The sequence below is a fragment of the Streptomyces sp. NPDC007084 genome, from assembly GCF_040703595.1.
Classification (GTDB): Bacteria; Actinomycetota; Actinomycetes; order Streptomycetales; family Streptomycetaceae; genus Streptomyces.
On the sequence record NZ_JBEYFY010000017.1, the window covers coordinates 84863 to 105043 of the forward strand.

14 protein-coding genes, 1 tRNA gene and 1 CRISPR repeat array are annotated in these 20181 nt (G+C 70.2%); of the genes, 4 read left to right on the forward strand and 11 right to left on the reverse strand.

What is annotated here, in order from left to right; all coding sequences use genetic code 11:
• Positions 1–28: 28 nt before the first annotated feature.
• Positions 29–2491, reverse strand: a complete 2463-nt coding sequence (locus AB0912_RS16920; protein WP_366700274.1) for an MmgE/PrpD family protein — start codon at positions 2489–2491, stop codon at positions 29–31.
• Positions 2491–4089, reverse strand: coding sequence for an MFS transporter (locus tag AB0912_RS16925; RefSeq protein ID WP_366700276.1), 1599 nt, complete (start codon positions 4087–4089; stop codon positions 2491–2493). Before AB0912_RS16925 ends, AB0912_RS16920 begins: the two co-directional genes overlap by 1 nt.
• A 358-nt stretch (positions 4090–4447) precedes the next feature.
• Between AB0912_RS16925 and AB0912_RS16930 the strand changes: the two genes are divergently transcribed.
• The 3 genes from AB0912_RS16930 to AB0912_RS16940 all read left to right on the forward strand — a co-directional run bounded on the left by AB0912_RS16930 (position 4448) and on the right by AB0912_RS16940 (position 6638).
• On the forward strand, positions 4448–5089 hold the full coding sequence (locus AB0912_RS16930; protein ID WP_366700278.1) for a TetR/AcrR family transcriptional regulator: 642 nt from the start codon (positions 4448–4450) through the stop codon (positions 5087–5089).
• A gap of 372 nt (positions 5090–5461) precedes the next feature.
• Positions 5462–5548, forward strand: a tRNA-Cys gene (locus AB0912_RS16935).
• A 79-nt stretch (positions 5549–5627) separates the two neighbouring features.
• Complete coding sequence (locus tag AB0912_RS16940) at positions 5628–6638, forward strand: diacylglycerol kinase family protein (RefSeq protein ID WP_366700280.1); 1011 nt, start codon at positions 5628–5630, stop codon at positions 6636–6638.
• Positions 6639–6758: 120 nt separating this feature from the next.
• On the opposite strand, the gene AB0912_RS16945 is transcribed toward AB0912_RS16940, so the two are convergent.
• The gene (locus AB0912_RS16945; RefSeq protein WP_366700282.1) at positions 6759–7520 is read right to left on the reverse strand and encodes an SDR family oxidoreductase; all 762 of its coding nucleotides are present in this window, start codon (positions 7518–7520) and stop codon (positions 6759–6761) included.
• 102 nt (positions 7521–7622) lie between these two features.
• Between AB0912_RS16945 and AB0912_RS16950 the strand changes: the two genes are divergently transcribed.
• A complete protein-coding gene (locus tag AB0912_RS16950; protein WP_366700284.1) occupies positions 7623–8471 on the forward strand; it encodes a LysR family transcriptional regulator in 849 nt (282 codons plus the stop codon).
• Between the two features lie 256 nt (positions 8472–8727).
• Positions 8728–9855: direct repeats of the CRISPR family, unit length 29 nt; unit sequence CGACCCACCTCCGCCTGCGCGGAGACGAC.
• An 18-nt stretch (positions 9856–9873) separates the two neighbouring features.
• On the opposite strand, the gene cas2e is transcribed toward AB0912_RS16950, so the two are convergent.
• The 8 genes from cas2e to cas3 form a co-directional block, all read right to left on the reverse strand.
• Positions 9874–10185, reverse strand: a complete 312-nt coding sequence (gene cas2e / locus AB0912_RS16955) for a type I-E CRISPR-associated endoribonuclease Cas2e (protein WP_366700286.1) — start codon at positions 10183–10185, stop codon at positions 9874–9876.
• A 24-nt stretch (positions 10186–10209) separates the two neighbouring features.
• The gene (gene cas1e, locus AB0912_RS16960) at positions 10210–11127 is read right to left on the reverse strand and encodes a type I-E CRISPR-associated endonuclease Cas1e (protein WP_366700288.1); all 918 of its coding nucleotides are present in this window, start codon (positions 11125–11127) and stop codon (positions 10210–10212) included.
• Between the two features lie 71 nt (positions 11128–11198).
• Positions 11199–11876, reverse strand: a complete 678-nt coding sequence (gene cas6e / locus AB0912_RS16965) for a type I-E CRISPR-associated protein Cas6/Cse3/CasE (protein WP_366700290.1) — start codon at positions 11874–11876, stop codon at positions 11199–11201.
• Positions 11873–12748, reverse strand: a complete 876-nt coding sequence (gene cas5e / locus AB0912_RS16970; RefSeq protein WP_366700292.1) for a type I-E CRISPR-associated protein Cas5/CasD — start codon at positions 12746–12748, stop codon at positions 11873–11875. The genes cas6e and cas5e overlap by 4 nt, the downstream gene beginning before the upstream one ends.
• On the reverse strand, positions 12745–13929 hold the full coding sequence (gene cas7e, locus AB0912_RS16975) for a type I-E CRISPR-associated protein Cas7/Cse4/CasC (protein WP_366700294.1): 1185 nt from the start codon (positions 13927–13929) through the stop codon (positions 12745–12747). Before cas7e ends, cas5e begins: the two co-directional genes overlap by 4 nt.
• A gap of 69 nt (positions 13930–13998) precedes the next feature.
• Positions 13999–14781: a type I-E CRISPR-associated protein Cse2/CasB gene (gene casB, locus AB0912_RS16980; protein WP_366700296.1), complete on the reverse strand. Its 783-nt coding sequence runs from the start codon at positions 14779–14781 to the stop codon at positions 13999–14001.
• A complete protein-coding gene (gene casA, locus AB0912_RS16985) occupies positions 14778–16415 on the reverse strand; it encodes a type I-E CRISPR-associated protein Cse1/CasA (protein WP_366700298.1) in 1638 nt (545 codons plus the stop codon). Before casA ends, casB begins: the two co-directional genes overlap by 4 nt.
• A gap of 227 nt (positions 16416–16642) precedes the next feature.
• On the reverse strand, positions 16643–19489 hold the full coding sequence (gene cas3 / locus AB0912_RS16990; RefSeq protein ID WP_366700300.1) for a CRISPR-associated helicase Cas3': 2847 nt from the start codon (positions 19487–19489) through the stop codon (positions 16643–16645).
• Positions 19490–20181 lie beyond the last annotated feature (692 nt).

Here is a 20181-nt window from a genome sequence, read left to right on the forward strand (position 1 = left end):
TCCTGTCCCCTTTCGGTCGACGGTCCTCTCATGACTCCTGCGGTGCCCGCGCGATACGCCGGAGCCGGCTGGAGTGCGCGGGAATGTGCTCCTCGGCGCGCAGGCGCACGATCTCACCCCACGGCACGGCCCCGCTGAACAGTTCCTCGCCCTCATCGCCGACGAGCCGTACGGTGACCGGCGTTGCCTGCCGATTGTGGGGCGTCTGGGCGATCAGGCCGACGAACTCGGCGGCGTTGCGGCGGACGAGTTCGACCAGGACGTCCCGGCCGACCGAGGAGGTCAGTTCCTCGATGGCCTTCGGGTCCATGGCGGGCCCGTTGTCCAGTCCGGCCGCTTCCCCGCTCAGTACTTGTCGCGCCGTCGAGGCCAACAGCCGGTCGCTCAGGGCGACATGGGCGAGGGTCCAGTCCGCGTCGCGCTCGCCCAGCCCCGCCGAAGACGCCGGGTGGTCGAGTGGGGCGGCGGTCGCGGCGGTGATCAGAGCCGCGTAGGCCTCCTCCAGAACCGCGGTTTCCATGACGGTGTCCTTTCGGCCGGCTGCGGTGACGGGGGTGGCCTGAGCGGAGCGAGCGGATTGAGCGGCCAAGGTGCTCTGTGCGGCCGTGCTGACGGGCCTGTCCGTGGACGGGCCCTCGGCGGGACCGTCGAGCCCGGCGAGAGCCAGGCGCACCAGACGCCGGACCTCCTCCGGGCTCAGCTCCTCAAGGCGGAGAATCAGCTCGGCGGCCTCCGGATCGCCGCCGCACGCGAGGAACTTGGCCCGCGCGAGCCCCGCGTGGTCGATGCCCTCGGCGCCGCTCGCGGCACCCACCGCGCCGCGCCGTTCGGCGCGCAGCTCGCGGCCGTCGCGCAGCCGGACGGTGACGCGCGCTCCGAGGTTCTTGGTGGCCCACCGGAAGTCGGTCTCCGGCTCCAGCCGGGCGGCCGGCAGGGCGTCGGCGGCCCGGGCGTCGATGGCCCGGACCCAGGCCTCGGCCCGCTCGCCCGCGCGGCGCAGCGCCTGGCCGAGGGGAGCGGTGGCGAGCAGCGCGTGGCGGCTGAACGCCGGGTCGTGCTGGGTGCGTACGCGGGCCGCGAGTTCCCAGCGGTCGGGACGGGCCACCGCCGGGTGTGCGAGGTCGGCCGGGAGGAGGGAGCCGGTGAGCAGGGCGGTGGCGACGTTGTAGGGGAGGGAGAAGTTGAGGGCGGCCACGCTGGAGTCGGGGCCGATCCGGTGCTGCCGGGCGATACGGTCGAGCCCGGCGGTGAAGATCGACCCCTCCACGACGACCTCGGCGATGTCGCCCGGACCAACTCCGGCCAGTTCACTGTGCAGTTCGACCGCGCAGTCGACGGCGGCACTGGTGTAGGCGCTGCCCGGGTGGATCTTGTACGAGAACGTCTCCGTGTGCCAGAGGGTGCCGAGCCCGGCCAGTGCCTCCTCCGGCAGCGGTATGTCCGCGAACCGGTGCAGGAACCCCTGCGGGTGCTCCAGTACGTCTTCGGGGCCGGTGAGCCCGAACCGGGCCCCGTCGCACGCGCTCAGCCCGATCTGCACCGGCACGGCGGCGACCAGCACCTTGGCGTCCGTGCTGAAGAACCCGCGCGACAGGCTCCAGGTCGGCACCGAGAACGCCATGCCCAGCGCGTGGGTCCAGGTGTCGGCGGAGGCGTTCTCCGCGCGCAGCCGCCCGGCGACCGCGCCCGCGAGATGGGTGTGCCCGGCGGTCTGGCCGCGGAAGGGTCCGAGGGTCGCGGCGGCGGTGACGCGGGCGGCGCTCTCGTTGGCCGCGAGGACCGAGGTCAGGAGACCGGGTCCGTCCAGGCCCAGTGAACTCGCGTACGTAAGAGGGACGTTGACCGTGGAGTGCGACAGGTGGCCCGCGTAGGCGGTGTCGTCGAAGTCCAGGCAGACCGTGGCCATGGAGAGCGAGTGCACGGCGTGCTTCGGATCGTCCTGGAGCGGGCTGCCGTAGGCCTGGCGGATGCGCTGACCGAGCGGATGCCCGTACCCGGCGCGGGCGGCGCCGAGCTGGCTGAGGATCTGGCTCTTGAGATGCGCGACGACTCGCTCGGGCGCTTCATCGAGGTCGAGTCGGCTGGCCCAGTCGGCGAGTTGGCGGATGATGCCGACTCCGCCGGCCGCGCTGGGGAGGCCGGTCGTGCCGGTCGCGCTGATCGCGCTGATCGCGCCGGTTGGACCGGGTTCGCTGGTTGGGTCAGGTTCGCTGGTTGGGCCGGGCCTGCCGGTGGCACTGGACCCGGCGGTGGCGCCGGGCGCGCTGATGACGCCGGGTCCGCCGACGGCGCCAGGCCCGCTGATGACGCCGGGGGTGCCGGGCCCGCTGATGGCGTCGGGTGCGCCGGGCCCGTCAGGTCCGCCGACCTCGTCCGCTTCGGCCCGGTCCTCGCTGCGGGTGGCCGGGGCGGCGCCCTGAACCTTGGCCGGCCCGTGGGGCAGGGCGCCGGACGCGTCCTGCCCCAGCGGGGTCGTACCGGATCCGGACATCAGGAGTGCTGCCCCGCGGTCTCGACCGGGAGTCCGTCCTGCCCCGGCTCGTCGTCCACCGCGCCGGACTCGGCCTGGACGGACGGCTTCCTGCCCTTGAGGAAGATCAGCGCGAACAGCCCGCCGACCAGGGCGCCGGCCCCGGCGATCTCCATGGCCAGGCGCATGCCCTCCACGTAGACCGGGCTGACCGCCTCCATCACCGTGCCCCGGATCTCCGGGGGGAGGGCGGCGACGCGGGACAGGTCGCCGTCGCCGAGGAGTTCGACGGCCTTGGCCTGCGCCTGGGCGGGTACGTCGGTGGCGGCGAGCGCGTCGGGCATGCCGTCCCGCAGGTGCCGCAGGAGCAGGGCGCCGGCGAGGGCGACGCCGAAGACGGTACCCACCTGGCGGAAGGTGTTCGAGACGCCGGAGGCGGTGCCCGCCTGCTCGGCCGGTACGGAGCCGAGGAGGGCGACCGTGGCGGGCGCGCCGGTGAACGAGACGCCGACGCCGAGCAGGGCCAGCGACCACCAGTAGCTGCCGAATCCGGAACCCACCTCCAGGATCGTGAGCCCGAAGAGGCCGCCCGCGGAGAGCGCGGAGCCGATGGCGATGGGCAGCCGCGGCCCGACCTTCGCGGCGACGATGCTGGCGGCGAACGAGGCGATCATGATCGGCACGGTGAGAGCGAGGAACCGCACACCGGTCTCGATGGAGCTGAGCTGGTTGATGCTCTGGAGGTACAGCGTGAGCAGGAAGATCGCGGCGAACAGGCCGAACAGGCTGAGGAAGTTGACGATGCCCGCGACGACCACGATCGGGCTGCGGAAGAAGCTCATCGGCAGCATGGGGTCGGGGTGGCGCAGCTCCCACAGCACGAACAGCAGCAGCGTCACGACCGAGCCGGCGAACGACCCGAGGATGATCCCGGACTTCCATCCCTCGCTGTTGCCCTCGATCAGCCCGTACGCCAGAAGCGCGATCGTCGTGATGAACAGCAGCTGTCCGACGAGGTCGAGCCGGCGCTGCCGCGGGGAGCGGTTCTCGGTGAGGAGTCTGGCGAGGACCACGGTGGCGATGACGCCGACGGGGGCGTTGACCCAGAAGATGCTCTGCCAGCCGTAGTGGTCCACGAGCACGCCGCCGAGCACGGGACCGGTCGACAGCGCGATACCGCCGACGCCGGCCCAGATGCCGATCGCCTTCGCGCGGGCGGCCGGGTCGGTGTACGCGGCGGAGACCAGCGCGAGCGAGACCGGGATCATGATGGAGCCGCAGACCCCCTGGAGCGTACGGCCGACGAGCAGCACGCCGATCGAGCCGGAGAGCGCGCAGACCACGGAGCTGAGGGTGAAGCCGACCAGGCCCGCGAGGAAGATCTTCTTGCGGCCGAGGATGTCGCCCAGGGTGCCGGCGGTCAGCAGCAGACACGCGAAGGTCAGCGTGTACGCGTCGATGATCCACTGGAGCTGGGTGATGTCCGTGGACAGGTCTTTCTGGATGTCGGGCAGCGCCACGTTCACGATCGTGGCGTCGAGATAGACCATGAACACGCCGAAGCAGAGGAAGGCGAGCAGAAGCCCCTTCCGCTGGCCCGGAGCAGTGGTGTCGCTCATCGCGGTTCCCTCATGTCAGTGGTCGGGGACGGTCTCGGGGGACGGTGCCGGGGTGGTCACGGGGTGGTGCCGGGATGGAGGGGCGGGTGTCGCGGACGGGGGCGATGCCGGCGAGGGGGCCGAGGATGGGCCGGCGGTGCGGTGGCGCTGAGGTCGGCAGGGAGGCCGGTGGTGAGACCGGCGGTGTGATCGGTGGTGTGACCGGTGGTGGGGCGGATCGGCTGGGGTCCGGCCCTCTTCGAGGCTAATGACCGACGGTCAGTCAGTCAACTGACCGGCGGCCAGTCAGTGCGGGAGGGTAGATTGGGAGGCGATCCCCACGGACCTGGCGGAGGATCCCCGGACAGGAGACGAGCCCATGGCGACGGCAGCGGCAGCACAGACCGACACCGGGAAGCCCGCGCGGCGCAAGCGCCGGACCATGAGCCCCGACGACCGCCGCTCGGCGCTGATCAGGGGCGCCTCCCAGGTGTTCCGGGAGAAGGGCTTCGCGGCGGCCACGGTCGCCGAGCTGGCCGAGGCGGGCGAGGTGGCCAAGGGCACCTTCTACCTGTACTTCGACTCCAAGGACCACCTGCTCGGCGCGATGTGGGAGGAGTACGTCGACGGCTTCCTGCGGGACACCCGCGCCATGCTCGACGAGGGCGGGGCGTGGTGGCCGAGCCTGGACCGGTTGATCCGCACCCTGGTCGAACACGCCGTGCACAACGCCGACCTGCACCGCATCGTCTACCGCTCCGCCAACGCCAAGGCGCTGGAGCTGTGCCACGCCTCCAACCAGCGCGTCGTGGACCTGATGTGCGACTTCGTGGCCCGCGGCTCCCTGGTCGGGGCCTTCCGTGCCCGTGACACCGGCCTCGCGTGCCGTCTGGTCTTCCATGCGGCGGACGGCCTCCTCGACGACCTGATCAGCCGGGACGAGCCCATCGACCTCGAAGAGGTCACCGCGTCCATCCTGGAACTGGCCCACCGCGGCCTGGGTGATCCGGACCTCGCCTGAACCGAGGGACGCAGCGGAGCGGCGGAAGGGGACGGCGGTAGGGACGGGTGGAAGGGAAGGGCGGAAGGTAAGGGAACGGCGGAGCGGGGACGCGTCCGGCCGGGCGCGCCTTTGCGCGTCTCACACCTGTCGTCCTGTAGTCCCGCCGTCCTGTAGTCCCGCCGTCCTGTCGTTCCGTCGTTCCGCCGTCCTGTCGTTCGGGCGTCCATCCACCCCTCGTCCCACCGTGCCTGCCGTCCATCCAAGGGTGCCGTTCTGACGGCGACCTGAGGTGGCCGTCTCAGCGGAATGTCAGGCGGATGCGGAAGTGTCTGCGGTGCACCGGAAAGCGGACGCCGGCCTGAGGGTCGATCGGCCGGCCGACCGGAGCGTGGAGAGGTACCCGAAGCGGCCCAACGGGGTACCGAGGCAACTTGGTTCGGGTTTCGGCCCGCGCAGGTTCGAATCCTGCCCTCTCCGCAGCGCGTGCCCGAGCGGCGCCGCCGGACTCCGGCGGCGCCGCTGTGTCGTCCGACCCCGGTTTGGAGTGCCCGTCGTCATGAGCGCCCCGTTCGCTTCGGTCCTGGTGATAGCCAACCCCGCATCGGGCACCTATCGGCCCGAGACGACCGAGGCGGTACGACGCCGGTTCGCCGACGCGGGCCTGACCGTCACCCTCGCCGTCACCGAACAGCCTGGCCAGGCAAGGAAGTTGGCCGCCGAGACGCCGGCCCCCGGTGGCCCGGACCTGGTGGTGGCGCTCGGCGGAGACGGGACGGCGCATGACGTGGCGGCGGGTCTGCTGGCCGGTTCCACGGAGGGCGGAGGTGTGGCCGCCGGCCAAATCGCGGCCGACGGCTCCGTGTTCACCCCGACGGCAGACGAGCACTCAGCGCGCCGGCCCCTCTCCGGCCCTGCCCGGCCGCCCGCCCTGCTGACCCTCCCCACCGGTACCGGCAACTCCTTCCACCGGGAGATCTGGGCCGACCGCCCCTGGAGCGAGGCCCTCGAACTCGCCCTGACGGCACCGCAGTTCCGCACGATCGACCTGGCGCGTGTCGCGGAGAACGGGGAGCCGGCCCTGCTCGGCGCCTCCACCGGAGTCGTCGCCCAGTCCCTCATCACGGCCCGCGCCGTCGCCGGCGCCGGGCGCGAACGGTACGAGAGGGCCGTCGCCGAATCGCTGCGGACGTTCACCCCGTACCCGGGCCGGGTGCTGGTCGACGGCGAGCCGGTGCAGGAGGGGCCGACCGTCTTCGCGAACGTCGGCGGCGGCCGGTACCGCGGCGGCCGGTTCAAGCTGCTGCCGCACTCCGTCCTGGACGACGGCCTCCTCGACGTGTGCGTCGTCGGCGCCGCCCTCCCGCTGAACGAACTCCCGGCCCTCTCCCGCGACGGCGGCCACGTCGGCCGAGACGGCGTCGTCTACGCGCGCGGCCGGAACATCGTCCTGGAGCGCACCGACGGCCGGCCCCTCGTCTTCGAGTACGACGGCGACGTACTGGAAACGCCGCGGGAGCGGTTCACGCTGGACGTGCTGCCGGGAGCGCTGCGCGTCGTGGCGCCATAGGGCGGCGCGCGCCGCCGGGAGAGGGCGGGCCGGGAGACCAGGGGAGGGCCGGGCGGACCACTGGGACACGGAGGGCCGCCGAGACGAGACGGAGAGCCGCCGGGGCGCGGAGGAGAGGTACTACCAGGGCACCTCGCCCTCGTCGTCGAAGAAGCGGCCCGTCGGACCGTCGTCCGGGACGGTCGCCAGCCGGATCGCGGCGGCCGCGCCCTGTTGCGGGGTGCGCACGCCCCGGAACTCGTTGAGGTCGGTCGCCGTGAACCCGGGGCAGACGGCGTTGATGAGGATGTTCGTGTCGGCCAGTTCCTTGGCGTACTGGACGGTGACGGCGTTGAGGAACGTCTTGGACGGCGAGTAGGCGACGGAGATGGGACCGACCTCGGCGCCGGGAGTGGTCTGGAGCGTGAGGGAGCCGACGCTGCTGGAGACGTTGACGATGCGGGGCGACGGGGAGCGGCGCAGCAGCGGAAGCAGGGCGTTCGTCACGCGAATGACGCCGATGACGTTGGTCTCGACGGCCGCCCGCACCCTCTCCACGTCGACCGTGGTGGGCTCCTGCGGTCCGCCGCCGGTGATCCCCGCGTTGTTGACGAGCGCGTCGAGCCGTCCGGTCCGCTCCTCCACCAGCCGGGCCGCCGCGAGCACGCTCGCGTCGTCGGTGACGTCGAGCGGTACGCCGAAGGCGTCGACACCGGCCGCGCGCAGCTTCTCCACGGCGGCCTCGCGCCGCTCCTCGTTCCGGGCGCCGACGCCGACGGTCCAGCCCAGAGCGCCGAGGCCCGCCGCGATCTCGTATCCGATTCCCTTGTTGGCCCCGGTGACGAGGGCGACCTGCGACTCCGGAGCGGCCTGTGACTCTTGCGCGATGTTTGTCTCACTCATGCCGTCCATGCTTGTCCTCGGCGGGCGCGGCGTCCAAGACCGATCGGGTGGGCGGCGATACCGCAGGGGTATCGTTCCTGGCCGCTCGGTTAGGGTGGGTCCATGGAGACGCGTGAACTGCGGTACTTCGTCGCGGTCGCCGAGGAACTGCACTTCGGCAGGGCCGCGCAGCGGCTCGGTATCGCCCAGCCTCCGCTGAGCAGGGCGATCGCCCAGGTCGAACGGCGGCTCGGCGCGATCCTCCTGAACCGTGACAGCCGGGGTGTCGCCCTGACGGCGGCCGGAGCGGTGCTGTTGCGGGAGGCGCGGGCCGCGCTGGACGCGGTCGAGGCCGCCGAGCGGCGAACACGCCGGGCCGCCCTCGCCACGGACGGCCGCCCCGCCGTCGTCCTCGCCGCGAAAGCGGGCGCCTCCGGGGAACTCCTGGCGAAGATCCTCGACGCCTACGCCGCCGAACCCGGTGCGGTCGCCGTGGACGTCATGCTGTGCGGGCCGGGCGAACAGGCGCGCGTGCTGCACGACGGCCGGGCTGATGTGGCGCTGCTGCACCGGCCGTTCGACGACACGGCCGGCTTCGACACCGAGGATCTGCACACCGAGCGGCAGGTCGTGATCCTCCCGGCGGGCCACCCCCTCAGCACCCGCCCCCACCTCCGGCTCGACGAGATCACCGGCATCCCCGACCTGCCCCTGCCGCGCTGGCCCTGCCCCGACGGCACCTTCGCGGACGGCCCCGGCCCCCAGGTACGCGACCACACCCAGCTCACCCAGCTCATCGCCCTGGGCCGGGCCTGCGCACTCTTGCCGGAATCGGCAGGCACAGGCCTCACGGAAGACCTGACAGCAGTCCCGGTCCCCGACGCCCCCGAGGTCACCACGGTCATCGCCTGGCCCCCACACACTCACTCACCGGCGGTGGCGGGCTTGGTCCGGGCGGCAGTCGCCCTCTGACGGGGCGCCCTGGGCTGTCAGTATCCCGGCCGTCCGGCAGTTGTCCAATGGCATATCAGGAGAACCTGGCACGTGGTCGGCACGAGTCCTGAAACCTGAGCGACGCCACCCGAAACAGGCACCCCGCAGGACGGCGACGCGGTCCGGGCCCAACCGGAGGGCCCCCCTGGGCGAGGACGACAGAGTCCTCGCCCAGGCGGGGCCCTGACGGGCCGCGCCCCACCTCCGCCCGCGCCGAGACGACGACCTGCAGACCTGACCCACCTCCGCGTGGGCGGAGACGACGGGTTCTCGAACTCGATCGTCATGTGTCAGGCCGACCCACCTCCGCCTGCGCGGAGACGACGGTCTCGGACCCTCGGGTTCCCGCTGAAGAACCGACCCACCTCCGCCTGCGCGGAGACGACGAGGCCGCCCGTGGTGGGTCATGACGAACACCGACCCACCTCCGCCTGCGCGGAGACGACGCCGGCGCCCTAGTGTTCCTCTTCCTAGGCGACGACCCACCTCCGCCTGCGCGGAGACGACGCCGTGGAAGAGATCGCCCGGGACGTGAACTTCGACCCACCTCCGCCTGCGCGGAGACGACACCGCACAGTTGCACGCCTCGGGCTACAACTCCGACCCACCTCCGCCTGCGCGGAGACGACATCCACCATCATCGTCGGCACAGCCGGCAAGGCGACCCACCTCCGCCTGCGCGGAGACGACCCACCGCCAGACGCCGCCGAGCCGAGCTCGGACGACCCACCTCCGCCTGCGCGGAGACGACCTGTTCGGCTCGCCGCTGACGGCGCGCTCGAGCGACCCACCTCCGCCTGCGCGGAGACGACCTGGTCCAGGCGGGCTACGACCCGAAGGGCACCGACCCACCTCCGCCTGCGCGGAGACGACTGCCCACCCGTGACCACACAGTCGCCGAGCAGTCGGACCCACCTCCGCCTGCGCGGAGACGACTCAGCGGGGAAGCACAGCGCGGGGCCCGGGTCCGACCCACCTCCGCCTGCGCGGAGACGACCACGATTGGAGAGCCACGATGGCCCGCTACCTCGACCCACCTCCGCCTGCGCGGAGACGACTTCCCCGACGGACTCCCCACCAAGACCGTCACCGACCCACCTCCGCCTGCGCGGAGACGACTGGTTCATGGCGAATCCCTGGACCGGCAAGCCCGACCCACCTCCGCCTGCGCGGAGACGACGGTTCTGGAACTCGTCGACTATCACGACGCGGCGACCCACCTCCGCCTGCGCGGAGACGACCGCGCGGCATCGCGCTGAGCGTCGGCAACGGCCGACCCACCTCCGCCTGCGCGGAGACGACGCGCCGAACCTGCCCGCGCCCCTGTGTCACACCGACCCACCTCCGCCTGCGCGGAGACGACCCTCCCTGAGCTGCGGCGTTAGAACGGCTTTGCCGCTTCTTGGTTCCGCTTCCCGAACGCGATCAGTGTCAGCCCGTCGAAGTCGATGGGTGTTCGGCGACGGACACCAGCGGTGCGCAGGGCGAAGCCCTGTTCGTTGGCGGCCGGGTAGGCGAGTACCGCGGCGCCCTCGGCGGCGCAGGCGGTGACGGATGCCCAGAGTTCGTCGCGGACGCGTGCGGAGACGGTGCCGATGTAGAGCTCGGGGGTGACTTCGAGGAGCCAGCGTGTCAGGGCGCCGCGGAGGTGGTCCGGGACGGCTGTGGCGGAGATGACGATCATGGAGGGCATGACGCGGGTTCTCCCGAGACGGGTTCAGGGGTCGACGGCGTGGTTGGTGCCGCCGGGGACGGCGCCGGTGATCGGGTCCCAGAGGTCGACGAGTTGCTCTTCTGGGTCAGGAACGTCCACGGGCCGGCCGGGGGAGAGGAGAGTCTGGATGTCGGTGACGATGCGGGGGAGAAGCTTGAACAGGCGGAGGCCGTCGCGGAAGGAGCGGCGCGCGGCGGCTTCAGGGTCGGCGGAGTTGTGGAGGGAGAAGGCGAGCGGGATGGTCAGGTTGGCTTTGTAGAGGTCGGCGATGTCGTAAACGAACGCCTGCTGGTTGCCGCTGTGGACAAAGCCGAGGGCGGGAGAGCAGCCAAGGGCGAGGATCGCGGCGTGGACGATGCCGTAGAGGCACGTGTTGGCTGAGGAGAGGGCGAGGTTGACGGGGTCCTGGGTGTCCCAAGAGTCGGGGTCGTAGGCGCGGCGGAAGCGGCCGATCTTGTACTGGCGGGCAAGGAGTTGGTACTGGGCCTTGACGCGCTGCCCCTCGAAGCCGCGGAGCTGGTCGAGTGTGGTGCCCGTAGGAACGGTGTCGGCCCCGAAGCGCTTCTCGTACATGGCGATGGCGATGGCGAGGCGTCGCGTGTCGTCCGCCCAGGCCCGGGTCTGGTGCTCCAACCAGTTCGTGGTGAGGGAGTCGGGCAGCGTGGCGGCGTAGCAGCGGACGCCGCCGGCGCCGGTGACGAGCACGGTGGTGCCGTGGCGGGCGAAGGTGGCGAGGGCGCGGGAAGTAATGGAGGTACCTGGGCCCAGGAGAACGCAGGCGAGGGCCGCGGTGGGGAGGTAGACGGTCTCTGTGCCGCGGCGCTCGCTGGTGACTTCCGCGCAGACACCTGTGTCGTCCTGGTGAATGCGGACGATGTCGAGGTAAAGGAAGGAAAGGGAGTCGGCGATGCGGGGCAGCATGGCTACGGTGGGCGCTGCAAGGCGACGCCGCCCGTTGGAGTGGGCGGCGTTTCGCGCAGGGTCGGCTGTGGTCATCGAGTGCCCCGCGCCGGGGCGATGGTGAGGAGGCCGCACCCGTAGGCCTTCCCGCGCCCTATCCCTCCGGTGACCTTTTGTCGGAGCAGGTGCGGGTCGGTGATGGCGGCGATGCCGTCGAAGCGGGTGCGGGCGTGGCGGACGACACCAGGTGTGGTTGTGGTGCCGCGTCCGCCGTGACGGCCACCTGCGGCGTCCAGGGGGGTTGATTCGACGGTGTGGAGGGCGAGGCCGGCGGACTCGGCCTGGCGTTCCCACCAGGCGTCGGCTGCGGCGCCGTGGAGCGGGACGACGGCGGGCAGGTTGTAGTGCGCCCGGGTGGTGTGCCCAGGGCGCCGGACCGCGTTGGCGACGCAGCGGTAGCGGATGGTGAGGCCGGGACGCAGGGCGTCCAGGAGCGCGTCGAGGGGGCGGGAGATGCTGGTGCCGTAGTTGACGGGAAGTCGGGAGAGGTCGGGTTCGTGGGTGCTCTGCATCAGCAGGTGCAGGCCGTGGGGGGTGTCCTCGGTGCGGAACAGCACATTGAATCTGGCCCGCGGGTCCGGTCCGGCATCACGCGGGAAGAGGGCCATGAGCCGTTGGTGGAGTCCTTGGCCGAGACGGGAACCGCTGGTGTCGCTGCGGGCCTGCGGCGAACGCGGGTCGGGGGCGATGCGGGTGAGCCATACGGTCACGAACGGCCGCCTTCCTGGGGTGCTGCCAGGTGGTTGGACAAATAGCGAGCGAGCGCCGTGAGTTGCTGGATTCCCAGACCGGCGTACTGGTCGGCGGGCAGGTGGAGGGAACGCCGGTAGAGAGGGCGGGAGCGGTAGGTCCGGCGGGTGGTGTGGAAAGTTACGGGCTCGTCGGTGGCCTGCCCCGATGGGTGGGCGCCGTCCCCCGCGTCGGCAGTGCGCAACTCGTCCGGGACGGGAAGAGTATGCAGGGGGCGGTCGGCGATGAACTCGATGCCGCGAGTGGATGGTGCCGTTGCCGCGAGGGGGAGCCGGACCAGGTGGCGGAGGGCATCATCGGTGCGGGCGAGGAAGAGTGGGCCCTCGGGCGGGCAGGAGCGGCGGCCGAGGTACAGCGGCCACTTGGGTGAACGCAGGGCACACTCCAGCCGCTTGAGCAGACCGTGGATGTCCGCCCGCTCCGCCTCCGTCGATTCTGCGGTGAGGGGCGCGGTCAGCGCGATGGTGAAGACCGCGTCCGCGAGGTAATACCGGTGGGAGAGGAGCGTGCTGGTTTCGCCACTGCGCTTCTTGCCCTCGGCGGTGGTGACGGTCGCCTTGGGAGGCAGGCCGCCTCCGACGGTGTGCAGGTCGCGGAGGCGAATGCCGGGCCGGTCGGAGCGAACGGTCAGAGACAGGCGGGTGAGATCGGTCAGGGGTTCGCCGCGGGGGCGCCCAAGGGAAGCGGCCAGTAGTCCGATGACGCCCGAGCGGGTAGGAAAGCTCGCGGTGTCGCGGTCGGTGAAGTGACTGTGTTCGCCCCAGGACTGCAGCGGCGCCGCCAAGCGCAGCAGCAGCCCCGGTTCGGGCACGCAGAGGACGGGGTCGCTCATGCGCTGGACCCGGCCGGGGTGGGGCTGAGGGCGGCTGCGAGGCCGGCCTCGAGGAGCTCGGCGAGGGAGCCGTAGCGGATACCGAGTCCGGACAGATCCTTGGAACCGAAACTGAGGAACCCGGAGGTGAGGATCCGTCCGTCGCCGAGCATGGTGTTGGCGGCCTGGGCATACGCGCTCAGCTGTTCGGCGGAAGGCTCGGCGTAGCCGCTGGCCTCCGTGGCACGCACGGGCCTCTCGAACGCTCCCGCGTAGGACACGGGCCGGTCGGCACGCACGGAGACATGGACCAAGCTCGGCAAGGTGTGCGGTGCGGTCGAGTTCTTCTTGGCGTGCGGCACGGATTCGATGAAGGCGTACAGGAAAGCACCGGTGAGCTCCCGCAAGGCCTCCGCTTCGGTCCCGATGTTGCCCGCGAGGTCACGCAGGTCGACGGTCGCGAACCGGTAGAAGGTGCCGGCACTGTACTCGGCGTGTCCCATGTGGCCGCTGCCCGCGCTGTCCTTCCAGGCCGCGGTGATGTCGTCCACAGCGCTGAAGTAGTCCACCTCCACGTCCGTGGTGTGCGTGGTGAGGGCATGGGCGACCTGAACGGCGCCGTCGACTCCCGCTTCGTCGACCTCGGCGAGCATCCGGCCGAACAGGTTGATCACTCCGTTGCGGGAGCGCAGGATCGCCTCGATGCGGCCCTTGGGAAGCACACTCTTGTCCGAAGGCTTCTTGATGTCCTTCGCGGCCTCGATGTCCGCGCGGAACTCGTCCGCGAGGTCGGCGAGTTCACCCACCGCGGTCTCGGGGACGTAGACCATGGCGTTGGTCAGGACCTCGTTGGGGACGATCTGCTTCTGGTTGTCTTTGTCCTTGGCCAGTTCGAACTTGATGCTGCTGCCTGCGGCGAGATGCCCACCGGCCCGCAAGGCCAGGCCGGACGGCCAGCCGCGCTGCTCCAGTTCGCGCGCGACCCGTTCCCCGATACGCCGCGTGCGCAGTGCGGCCTGTCCGATGCGCGTCTGGAAGTCCTCCCGTGCCGCACGCTTCCAGCACTGGCTGCTCACCCGCGTCCGCAGTGTTCCCCCGTACTGCACTGTCTTGACCGCGTTCGCGTCGTCCCGATTGAGGTTGGCGAACGGGACGGGGTGCAGGACGTGCACGTCGATGAAGCGGGCGGTACTTGATGTCATGGCTGGTCGCATCCTGTCGTGTCGGTGGGCAGCAGTGGGCTGACCATGAAACGGGCTCGATCGGCGCGCTCACGGACCGCCGTCGGGTTCGGGCGGCAGGAGATCGTTCTGGTCGCCCTCGTCACTCCTCCTGTTCCGCTCCTTGGTTGTCTCCCAGTAGTAGTCCTGAAGCCAGCGCCGTGAGATACGGCCCGACAGGATCGGCCAGGCGATCATGTCCTCCATCAGCCGTCCCCAGTCGACGTCGGTGTCGGTCTGGCGCAGGAAGCGCACGGTCGCCGGGAGGTGGCGGTGCAGCCCTGCGGAGCTTTGCCGCGAAAGGAGGTGAAGGCGGGCTTCCGCTGCAGAGGCACGCATCGTGTGCTCGTGACCAGGGCTGAGGATCACCGCTTGGGCGAGGCTGTATCCGAGGCTTCGGCCCCACCGTTGTCCGGACGGCACGCGCTGCGCATCGATGGCCATCGACCTCGTGCTCGGGCCATCCACGGGCGATTGCGCTGAAGCGACGGCAAGATCAGGGTCTTCGACGCTTGCGGTGCCGGGGACGGAAGCCGTCTCGTCGGAAAGGTCATCGGTGCCGTCGGTCGCGAACGTGTGCCTTGGCCGGTCGGCGATCATTGAGGCGATGAGGTAGTACGCGCGCTCCTCCGCCTCGGGGACGTGGCGTTGTCGGGGCAGCCAGCGGGCCACGATCCGGTGCATCGGCCGAACATGGTCGAGGTCGCGGCGCAACCCCGCGCGCAGGGCGCTGCGCGTACCAGGGTCGCGGCACGCCTCCTTGATCCACGCGATGTACATCTGCCGGTGCTCCCGACACGGGTCGGCTACGACTTGTGGGGACTCGGTGGTCATGCGGATACTCCTCCGTGCCGATCAGGCGGGATGAGATGAGGGGCGGAACCGGCGGTCTGCCCCCTTCCGTCCTTCTTGGGACGCTGGCCCCCGTACAGCTCAACGCGGGCCTGGGCCAGCGCTCTGGCGCCGCGGGCGTTGGACGCGACAGGGCTGGTCACCTCCTCGAAGCTTCGCTCCGCGAAGGTGAGAAAGGCCTTGCGCGTGGAGGCTCGGTCAAGGCCGGCGTCGAGCACCGCCGCAGTTCGGTCGAGCAGGCGGTAGCGGGTCCAGAACTCTGTCTCCGCCTGGGGCCAGTACCGGGCGCCGGCTTCGGCGGACCATGTCGAGTGCTCCGCCTTGAGGTCGTTCACGTACAACGACCAGGCCTTGCGGACGGCGCGGTCCAGCCTGCGCCCGTACAGCTCACCGAGCCGGCGCAGCCACGCCACCGCCGCCTCCGTACGCGGTGCGTGCGACTCCACCCGGCCCAGGAGAGGAGGCGTGGATCCCTCGACGAACTGCCTGTCCTTTGCCTGGCCCTCCTGCTCGAACCCCAGCGCCCGCACGCGCAGGGTCTCCGCGACGTCGAAGGCGGTGTTGAACACCCGGGGGCGTCGTGGCTGCGCAGGCCCGCCTGTCTCGTACAGCAACAAGGCGTCGACGTCACGCCATAGTGCCCGCTTGGAGTCGGCGGGCCGCGGGTAGCGGTTGCCCTCCTGGCTGATCTGCCAGATCAGGTACGCGTCGTCTCTGGGTATGCGGCCGCCGCGGTAGGCCCATGTGATGTAGGCATCGGCCACGACGTCCGGCTGGTCCTCGTCCCGCACGAGCAGCAGGGCATGCGAAGAGCAGGCGGTGAGCAGCGCCATGGGCCCGCTCCGGTCGTTCGGCAACACGTCGGGATCGGGGAGTTGCTCCCACTCCCACGGGCAGAGATCGACGGCGCGGCGAACTGTTGTCTCGGGCGGCGTGAGCCCGGCCAGGAGGGTCTGGAACAGGTTCTCGCCCTCCGGATGGTAGGAGAGGGCGGTACGCAACGGGCCGGCTGTCGCGCTGGCGGTCTTCACCCCTCCGACCTCGCGCGCCGAGCACCTGCCGGAGGGGCCGTAGAAGTGCCACACCAACAGGTTGAGAACGGCGTCCGACACGGTGGGAAGGGTAGGGGCGAGGTCGCTGGCGTGCGTGAACCAGGAGTGGTTGTTGCCCGCGGGGCGGGTCACGATCAGTTTGTTGACGCCGGCGGTGTTCCCGGCGTCGCACTGCTCGGCCAGACGCGGATCCTGCATCCAGGGCCGGCCTCCTTCGGGATCGAAGACGAAGAACCGGTGACCCCATCGGGCAAAGTAGGCGTTGATGCCGTCCGCCGGGAGGGAACCCGCGTCGACCACGTCCAGGCGTCGGTCTCCCCAGTCGCCGGGACCGCTCTCGTCGAGTCCGGTGATGCGCGCGGTCAGGGCGTACAGGATCCGCAACAGAGCGGAATGTGCCGGGGGTTCGGCTACCGCAAGCCCGATGATCTCGTGGCTGCGAAGGAGCAACTCACGGAAGCCGAGCATGGGAGGGAGCGGGTTCGAGCTGCCGGCTTGCGCGTCGGGTGTCCAGATGACCGGGAAGAGTGGTGCTTCCGCCGTGCTGTGCGAACGTGCGGGCATCGATGCCTCTCAAGGGTCACAATGCGGTGGGGACTTCGTGCGGAGGGGGTCTTCGTGTAGACGGAGGTGACTCGTCCGCCGCTGTCGGTGAACTGGGTCAACGCGTCCCCTGCCCGCGTGAGCGGGCGTCTTGGAGTCGGCCAACTTGTCGGTCAATCGGCTTGCGAGGTGCGGAAACATCTGACCAAGTCCGCTGCTGTCGAACCGGGCTTTGTCGCCGATTGTCCTTAACTGATCTCAAGACCCACCGAGGAGACTGAAATTGATCGCTTGCCATAAGTGCCGCTCCAGCTCGCCCCGTCCGCTGACCGGCGAACGGCGACTGCTACGAGGCCCCGTAGAAGGGGATGCTTCTCCCATGCGGCAGGCTGAGGCAGACTGTCGCCGTCGCGCAGCCACGATCCCGGGACAGGGGCGACGTGCGACATGATCAATCTCAGTTCTTCGCGTGTCGGGAGCGAGCCTCGCGTGACGGCGGACAGGCTCAGCGCTCCTTCCTCGTCGAGCGTCAGCTCGCCGCTGGGCTGGGTGTACAGCAGCAATACGCGGCCGGTGTCCGCGCCCAGGCGGGTAGTCAGGAGCTCTTCGGTCACACCGGGCTCCAGCTCGCTGAGCTTGCCTAGATTGCCCGCGACATCGGCCGGAGCGCAGATGGTGACCATTCGTGCAGTGTGGGACTCGGCCATCTCCTTCGCGTGACGCTCCACGTCCATCCGCGCCACCTCCTGCTTCACCGCCGCGTCCAGGCCGTCAACGAAGCCCGGTGCATACACTGCGTCGATCAATCGCTGCACATCGCCGGGGACCTCGATCCCGCCTCGCTCTTCCCTGCGCAACAACTCCGCGGTCCGAACGAGTAGACCGTGGTCGTACACCGCACCCCAGAGCGGTGGAATCTTGGTACGGCCCTCGCCGTCCACCGGCTCCAGGACCACCAGCTTCGGACGGTCCTCCGCCTGCGCCCAGGACGGGCGCCCTTGAGGCCCCCTGCGGTGGCGGCGACAGCGGCCCACTCGCTGCAGGAGCTGGGCCAGCGGTGCGAGATTGCTGACGACCAGGTCGAAATCGAAGTCCAGTGACTGCTCCACCACTTGCGTCGCCACCAGGATCGATGCCGGGCGTACCTGACTGGGCTCTCCCGCGATCGGCTTGCCGTACGTCCTCTCGCACGTGCTGGTGATCCGTCGGCGTTCGCGAGCCTGGTACCGCGAATGCAGAAGCCGCAGCCCACCCCGCTGCCGAGCCAACTCGGGGAATGCCGCACACAGGTCTCGGTACGTCGCCTGCGCCTCGTCGACCGTCGTACAGCACACCAAGGCGGCGCCGCCCTCGTCCACGACCGGGCCCAACTGAGCCCGCAGCCGATCCCGTCGACCGCCTTCGCGCGCTGCGGAGAGTGGGGAATCGAAGGCGTCCCAGGTCACCTTGTGGACTTCGACATCCACGACCCGAGGCCGCTCTGTAGCTGTCGCGCGAGGTGAGGTGACGGCGCCGCTCGACGCGTCCGTGAACAGCCACCCCGGATAGCACGGCTTGACCTCGGCAGCTTCCAGGAAACCCGCGCCACGTCGATAAGCGTTCACCAGCGAGCCGGCGGTTGCCCCTGTCAGGGTCGCCGAGAGCAATACCACGGGAGTGCGGAACGCGCCGAGCCACTCCAGCAGCCGGGTCAGCAAGCTGTGCATCCAGGGGCCGTACGCGTGGGCCTCGTCGATCACCAGCACTTTGTCCGAGACGCCCAGCAGGCGCAGCACGTTGTACCGCAGAGGAAGGATTCCGGCCAGCACCTGGTCGATCGTTCCCACTCCCAGAGGTGCGAGCAGGCCCCGCTTCGGGCCTCGCAGCCAGGTTCCGGCCGCTGTCGTCGTGGTGCGCTCCGCAACCACCGAACCCATGTCGGACAGGGCGTCCACCTCATCGGGCGACGTGTTGTAGGCCGGGCTCAGCCAGGCCATCGAGTGCATGAGCGTCAGCGCGCGCTCCCCGTACAAGGCCTGATCCGCGAAGGCTGCCACTCGGGGAAACATCCCGTCCGCTGTCGCCATGGTAGGTAGAGCGAAGTACACTCCTCGCGCCCCCGATGACCGCCCCATGACTGCGGCCGCGAAGAGGGCGGCCTCGGTCTTCCCGTCGCCGGTGGGAGCCGTGATCAGCAGCAGGCCGGGGCCGTGATCTGCTGCCAACTGCGGGAGGTGCGCGACCAGATCCCGCTGCAGGGGATTCGGCGCGAAGGGGAATATCGCCTCGAACTGCTGAAGCGCGAAATCGACTCGGCCGAGCTGGGCGGTCCTCACCACACCAGGTGCCGCATGAGACGCCCGCACCCAGTGATCGTCCAGCGCTTGCGGCGTCGCGCTCCAGTCCGCCGGCGGCAGCAGCGGATTGATCCATTCGGATTGGCTGGCCAGCCAATCCGACACGACGACGAGGCCGGCGACGATGACGGAGAGTTCCGCCGGCAGCCCATTCTTCGGAACAGCGGACGCGCCCGTGACACGCCGCAACTCTTCGAAATGAATCAGGCGTTGGTGTGACCACCCCTGTTCGCCAAGCCCGGGGGCGTGGAGGCTTGCCTTTTCGAGCTTCGGCGCCCGGAGCGGCTGCCCGAAGACGCCGTGGTGCCCGCCGAGCAACTGAGCCACTTGGTGACACATGGCCTGCTGAATCCTTCGGGCACCTGGATAGCCGATGCTGTCCAGCAGGGAGGTCACCGCCCAGTGCGTCGCCATCTCATGCCGAAAAGCCTTCTCGCGCTCGGCGCCCGGAACAGCGACGTAGGCCAGATCCCTTCGCACCGCCGCGTACGACGCCGGCGCCTGAGCCTGAAAGGGAGGCGTGATCTTCCCCAGGTCGTGCAGGCCCGCCCAGAACGAGATGACCTGGCGGGCCTCGGGCTCACGCAGCTGTAGATGGTCTGATATCCGCGCTCGTACCTGTGAGCTCAGCACCACATCCCACAGCACGCCGAACACAGCAGCCGTGTCCAACAGATGGCAGATCACCGGGTACGGACGAGGTAACCCACGCTGCTTGCCCCACAGTCGACAGTCGGGTTCTGCGGCACAGGCTGCCATGTCTCGAGGTTCTGTCACGGCATCAGAGATAGCAGCTGCCACTGACACCGGCTTCCTTGCCGGCGAGAACGCCACCCGGGCACGTGAAGATGGCTCCCAGGTACAGGACTCCACCACCTCCGCTCACGCGGAGAGAACTTCTGGAAGTCGGCCGGGTTGTCGTAGAACCCCGACCCACCTCTGCTCGCACGGAGAGAACATCACGTGGGACGGTTCCGACGTGATCGTAACCGACCCACCTCCGCTCGCACGGAGAGAACTGGGTCAGCCACGTGAAGTCCCAGTTCGACTCCGACTCACTCCGCTCGCACGGAGAGAACCTCTGCATCGCCGGGATCGCGGCCTGGCTCTCCGACTTACCTCCGCTCGCACGGAGAGAACATCGTCACGGACGGCTGGTGCCGTGACGCGATCGACTCACCTCCGCTCGCACGGAGAGAACGCCGAGAGGCCGTATTGAGAGGCCAGTTCGTCCGACTCACCTCCGCTCGCACGGAGAGAACCCTACGCCCTCGCGCTGGACTTCAAGGGGGACCGACTCACCTCCGCTCGCACGGAGAGAACACGCTGCCGGACACTGACACCTGCTGCGGCTGCGACTCACCTCCGCTCGCACGGAGAGAACCCTACGCCCTCGCGCTGGACTTCAAGGGGGACCGACTCACCTCCGCTCGCACGGAGAGAACACGCTG

What these genes read in the sequence shown, in the direction of transcription:
- cas5e (WP_366700292.1), bottom strand. Translation starts at nt 12,748, where the DNA reads ATGAGCGACCCCGTCCTCTGCGTGCCCGAACCGGGGCTGCTGCTGCGC.
- casB (WP_366700296.1), bottom strand. Translation starts at nt 14,781, where the DNA reads ATGACCACCGAGTCCCCACAAGTCGTAGCCGACCCGTGTCGGGAGCAC.
- AB0912_RS16950 (WP_366700284.1), top strand. Translation starts at nt 7,623, where the DNA reads ATGGAGACGCGTGAACTGCGGTACTTCGTCGCGGTCGCCGAGGAACTG.
- cas3 (WP_366700300.1), bottom strand. Translation starts at nt 19,489, where the DNA reads ATGGCAGCCTGTGCCGCAGAACCCGACTGTCGACTGTGGGGCAAGCAG.
- AB0912_RS16920 (WP_366700274.1), bottom strand. Translation starts at nt 2,491, where the DNA reads ATGTCCGGATCCGGTACGACCCCGCTGGGGCAGGACGCGTCCGGCGCC.
- cas2e (WP_366700286.1), bottom strand. Translation starts at nt 10,185, where the DNA reads ATGCCCTCCATGATCGTCATCTCCGCCACAGCCGTCCCGGACCACCTC.
- cas1e (WP_366700288.1), bottom strand. Translation starts at nt 11,127, where the DNA reads ATGCTGCCCCGCATCGCCGACTCCCTTTCCTTCCTTTACCTCGACATC.
- casA (WP_366700298.1), bottom strand. Translation starts at nt 16,415, where the DNA reads ATGCCCGCACGTTCGCACAGCACGGCGGAAGCACCACTCTTCCCGGTC.
- AB0912_RS16940 (WP_366700280.1), top strand. Translation starts at nt 5,628, where the DNA reads ATGAGCGCCCCGTTCGCTTCGGTCCTGGTGATAGCCAACCCCGCATCG.
- AB0912_RS16930 (WP_366700278.1), top strand. Translation starts at nt 4,448, where the DNA reads ATGGCGACGGCAGCGGCAGCACAGACCGACACCGGGAAGCCCGCGCGG.
- cas7e (WP_366700294.1), bottom strand. Translation starts at nt 13,929, where the DNA reads ATGACATCAAGTACCGCCCGCTTCATCGACGTGCACGTCCTGCACCCC.
- AB0912_RS16945 (WP_366700282.1), bottom strand. Translation starts at nt 7,520, where the DNA reads ATGAGTGAGACAAACATCGCGCAAGAGTCACAGGCCGCTCCGGAGTCG.
- AB0912_RS16925 (WP_366700276.1), bottom strand. Translation starts at nt 4,089, where the DNA reads ATGAGCGACACCACTGCTCCGGGCCAGCGGAAGGGGCTTCTGCTCGCC.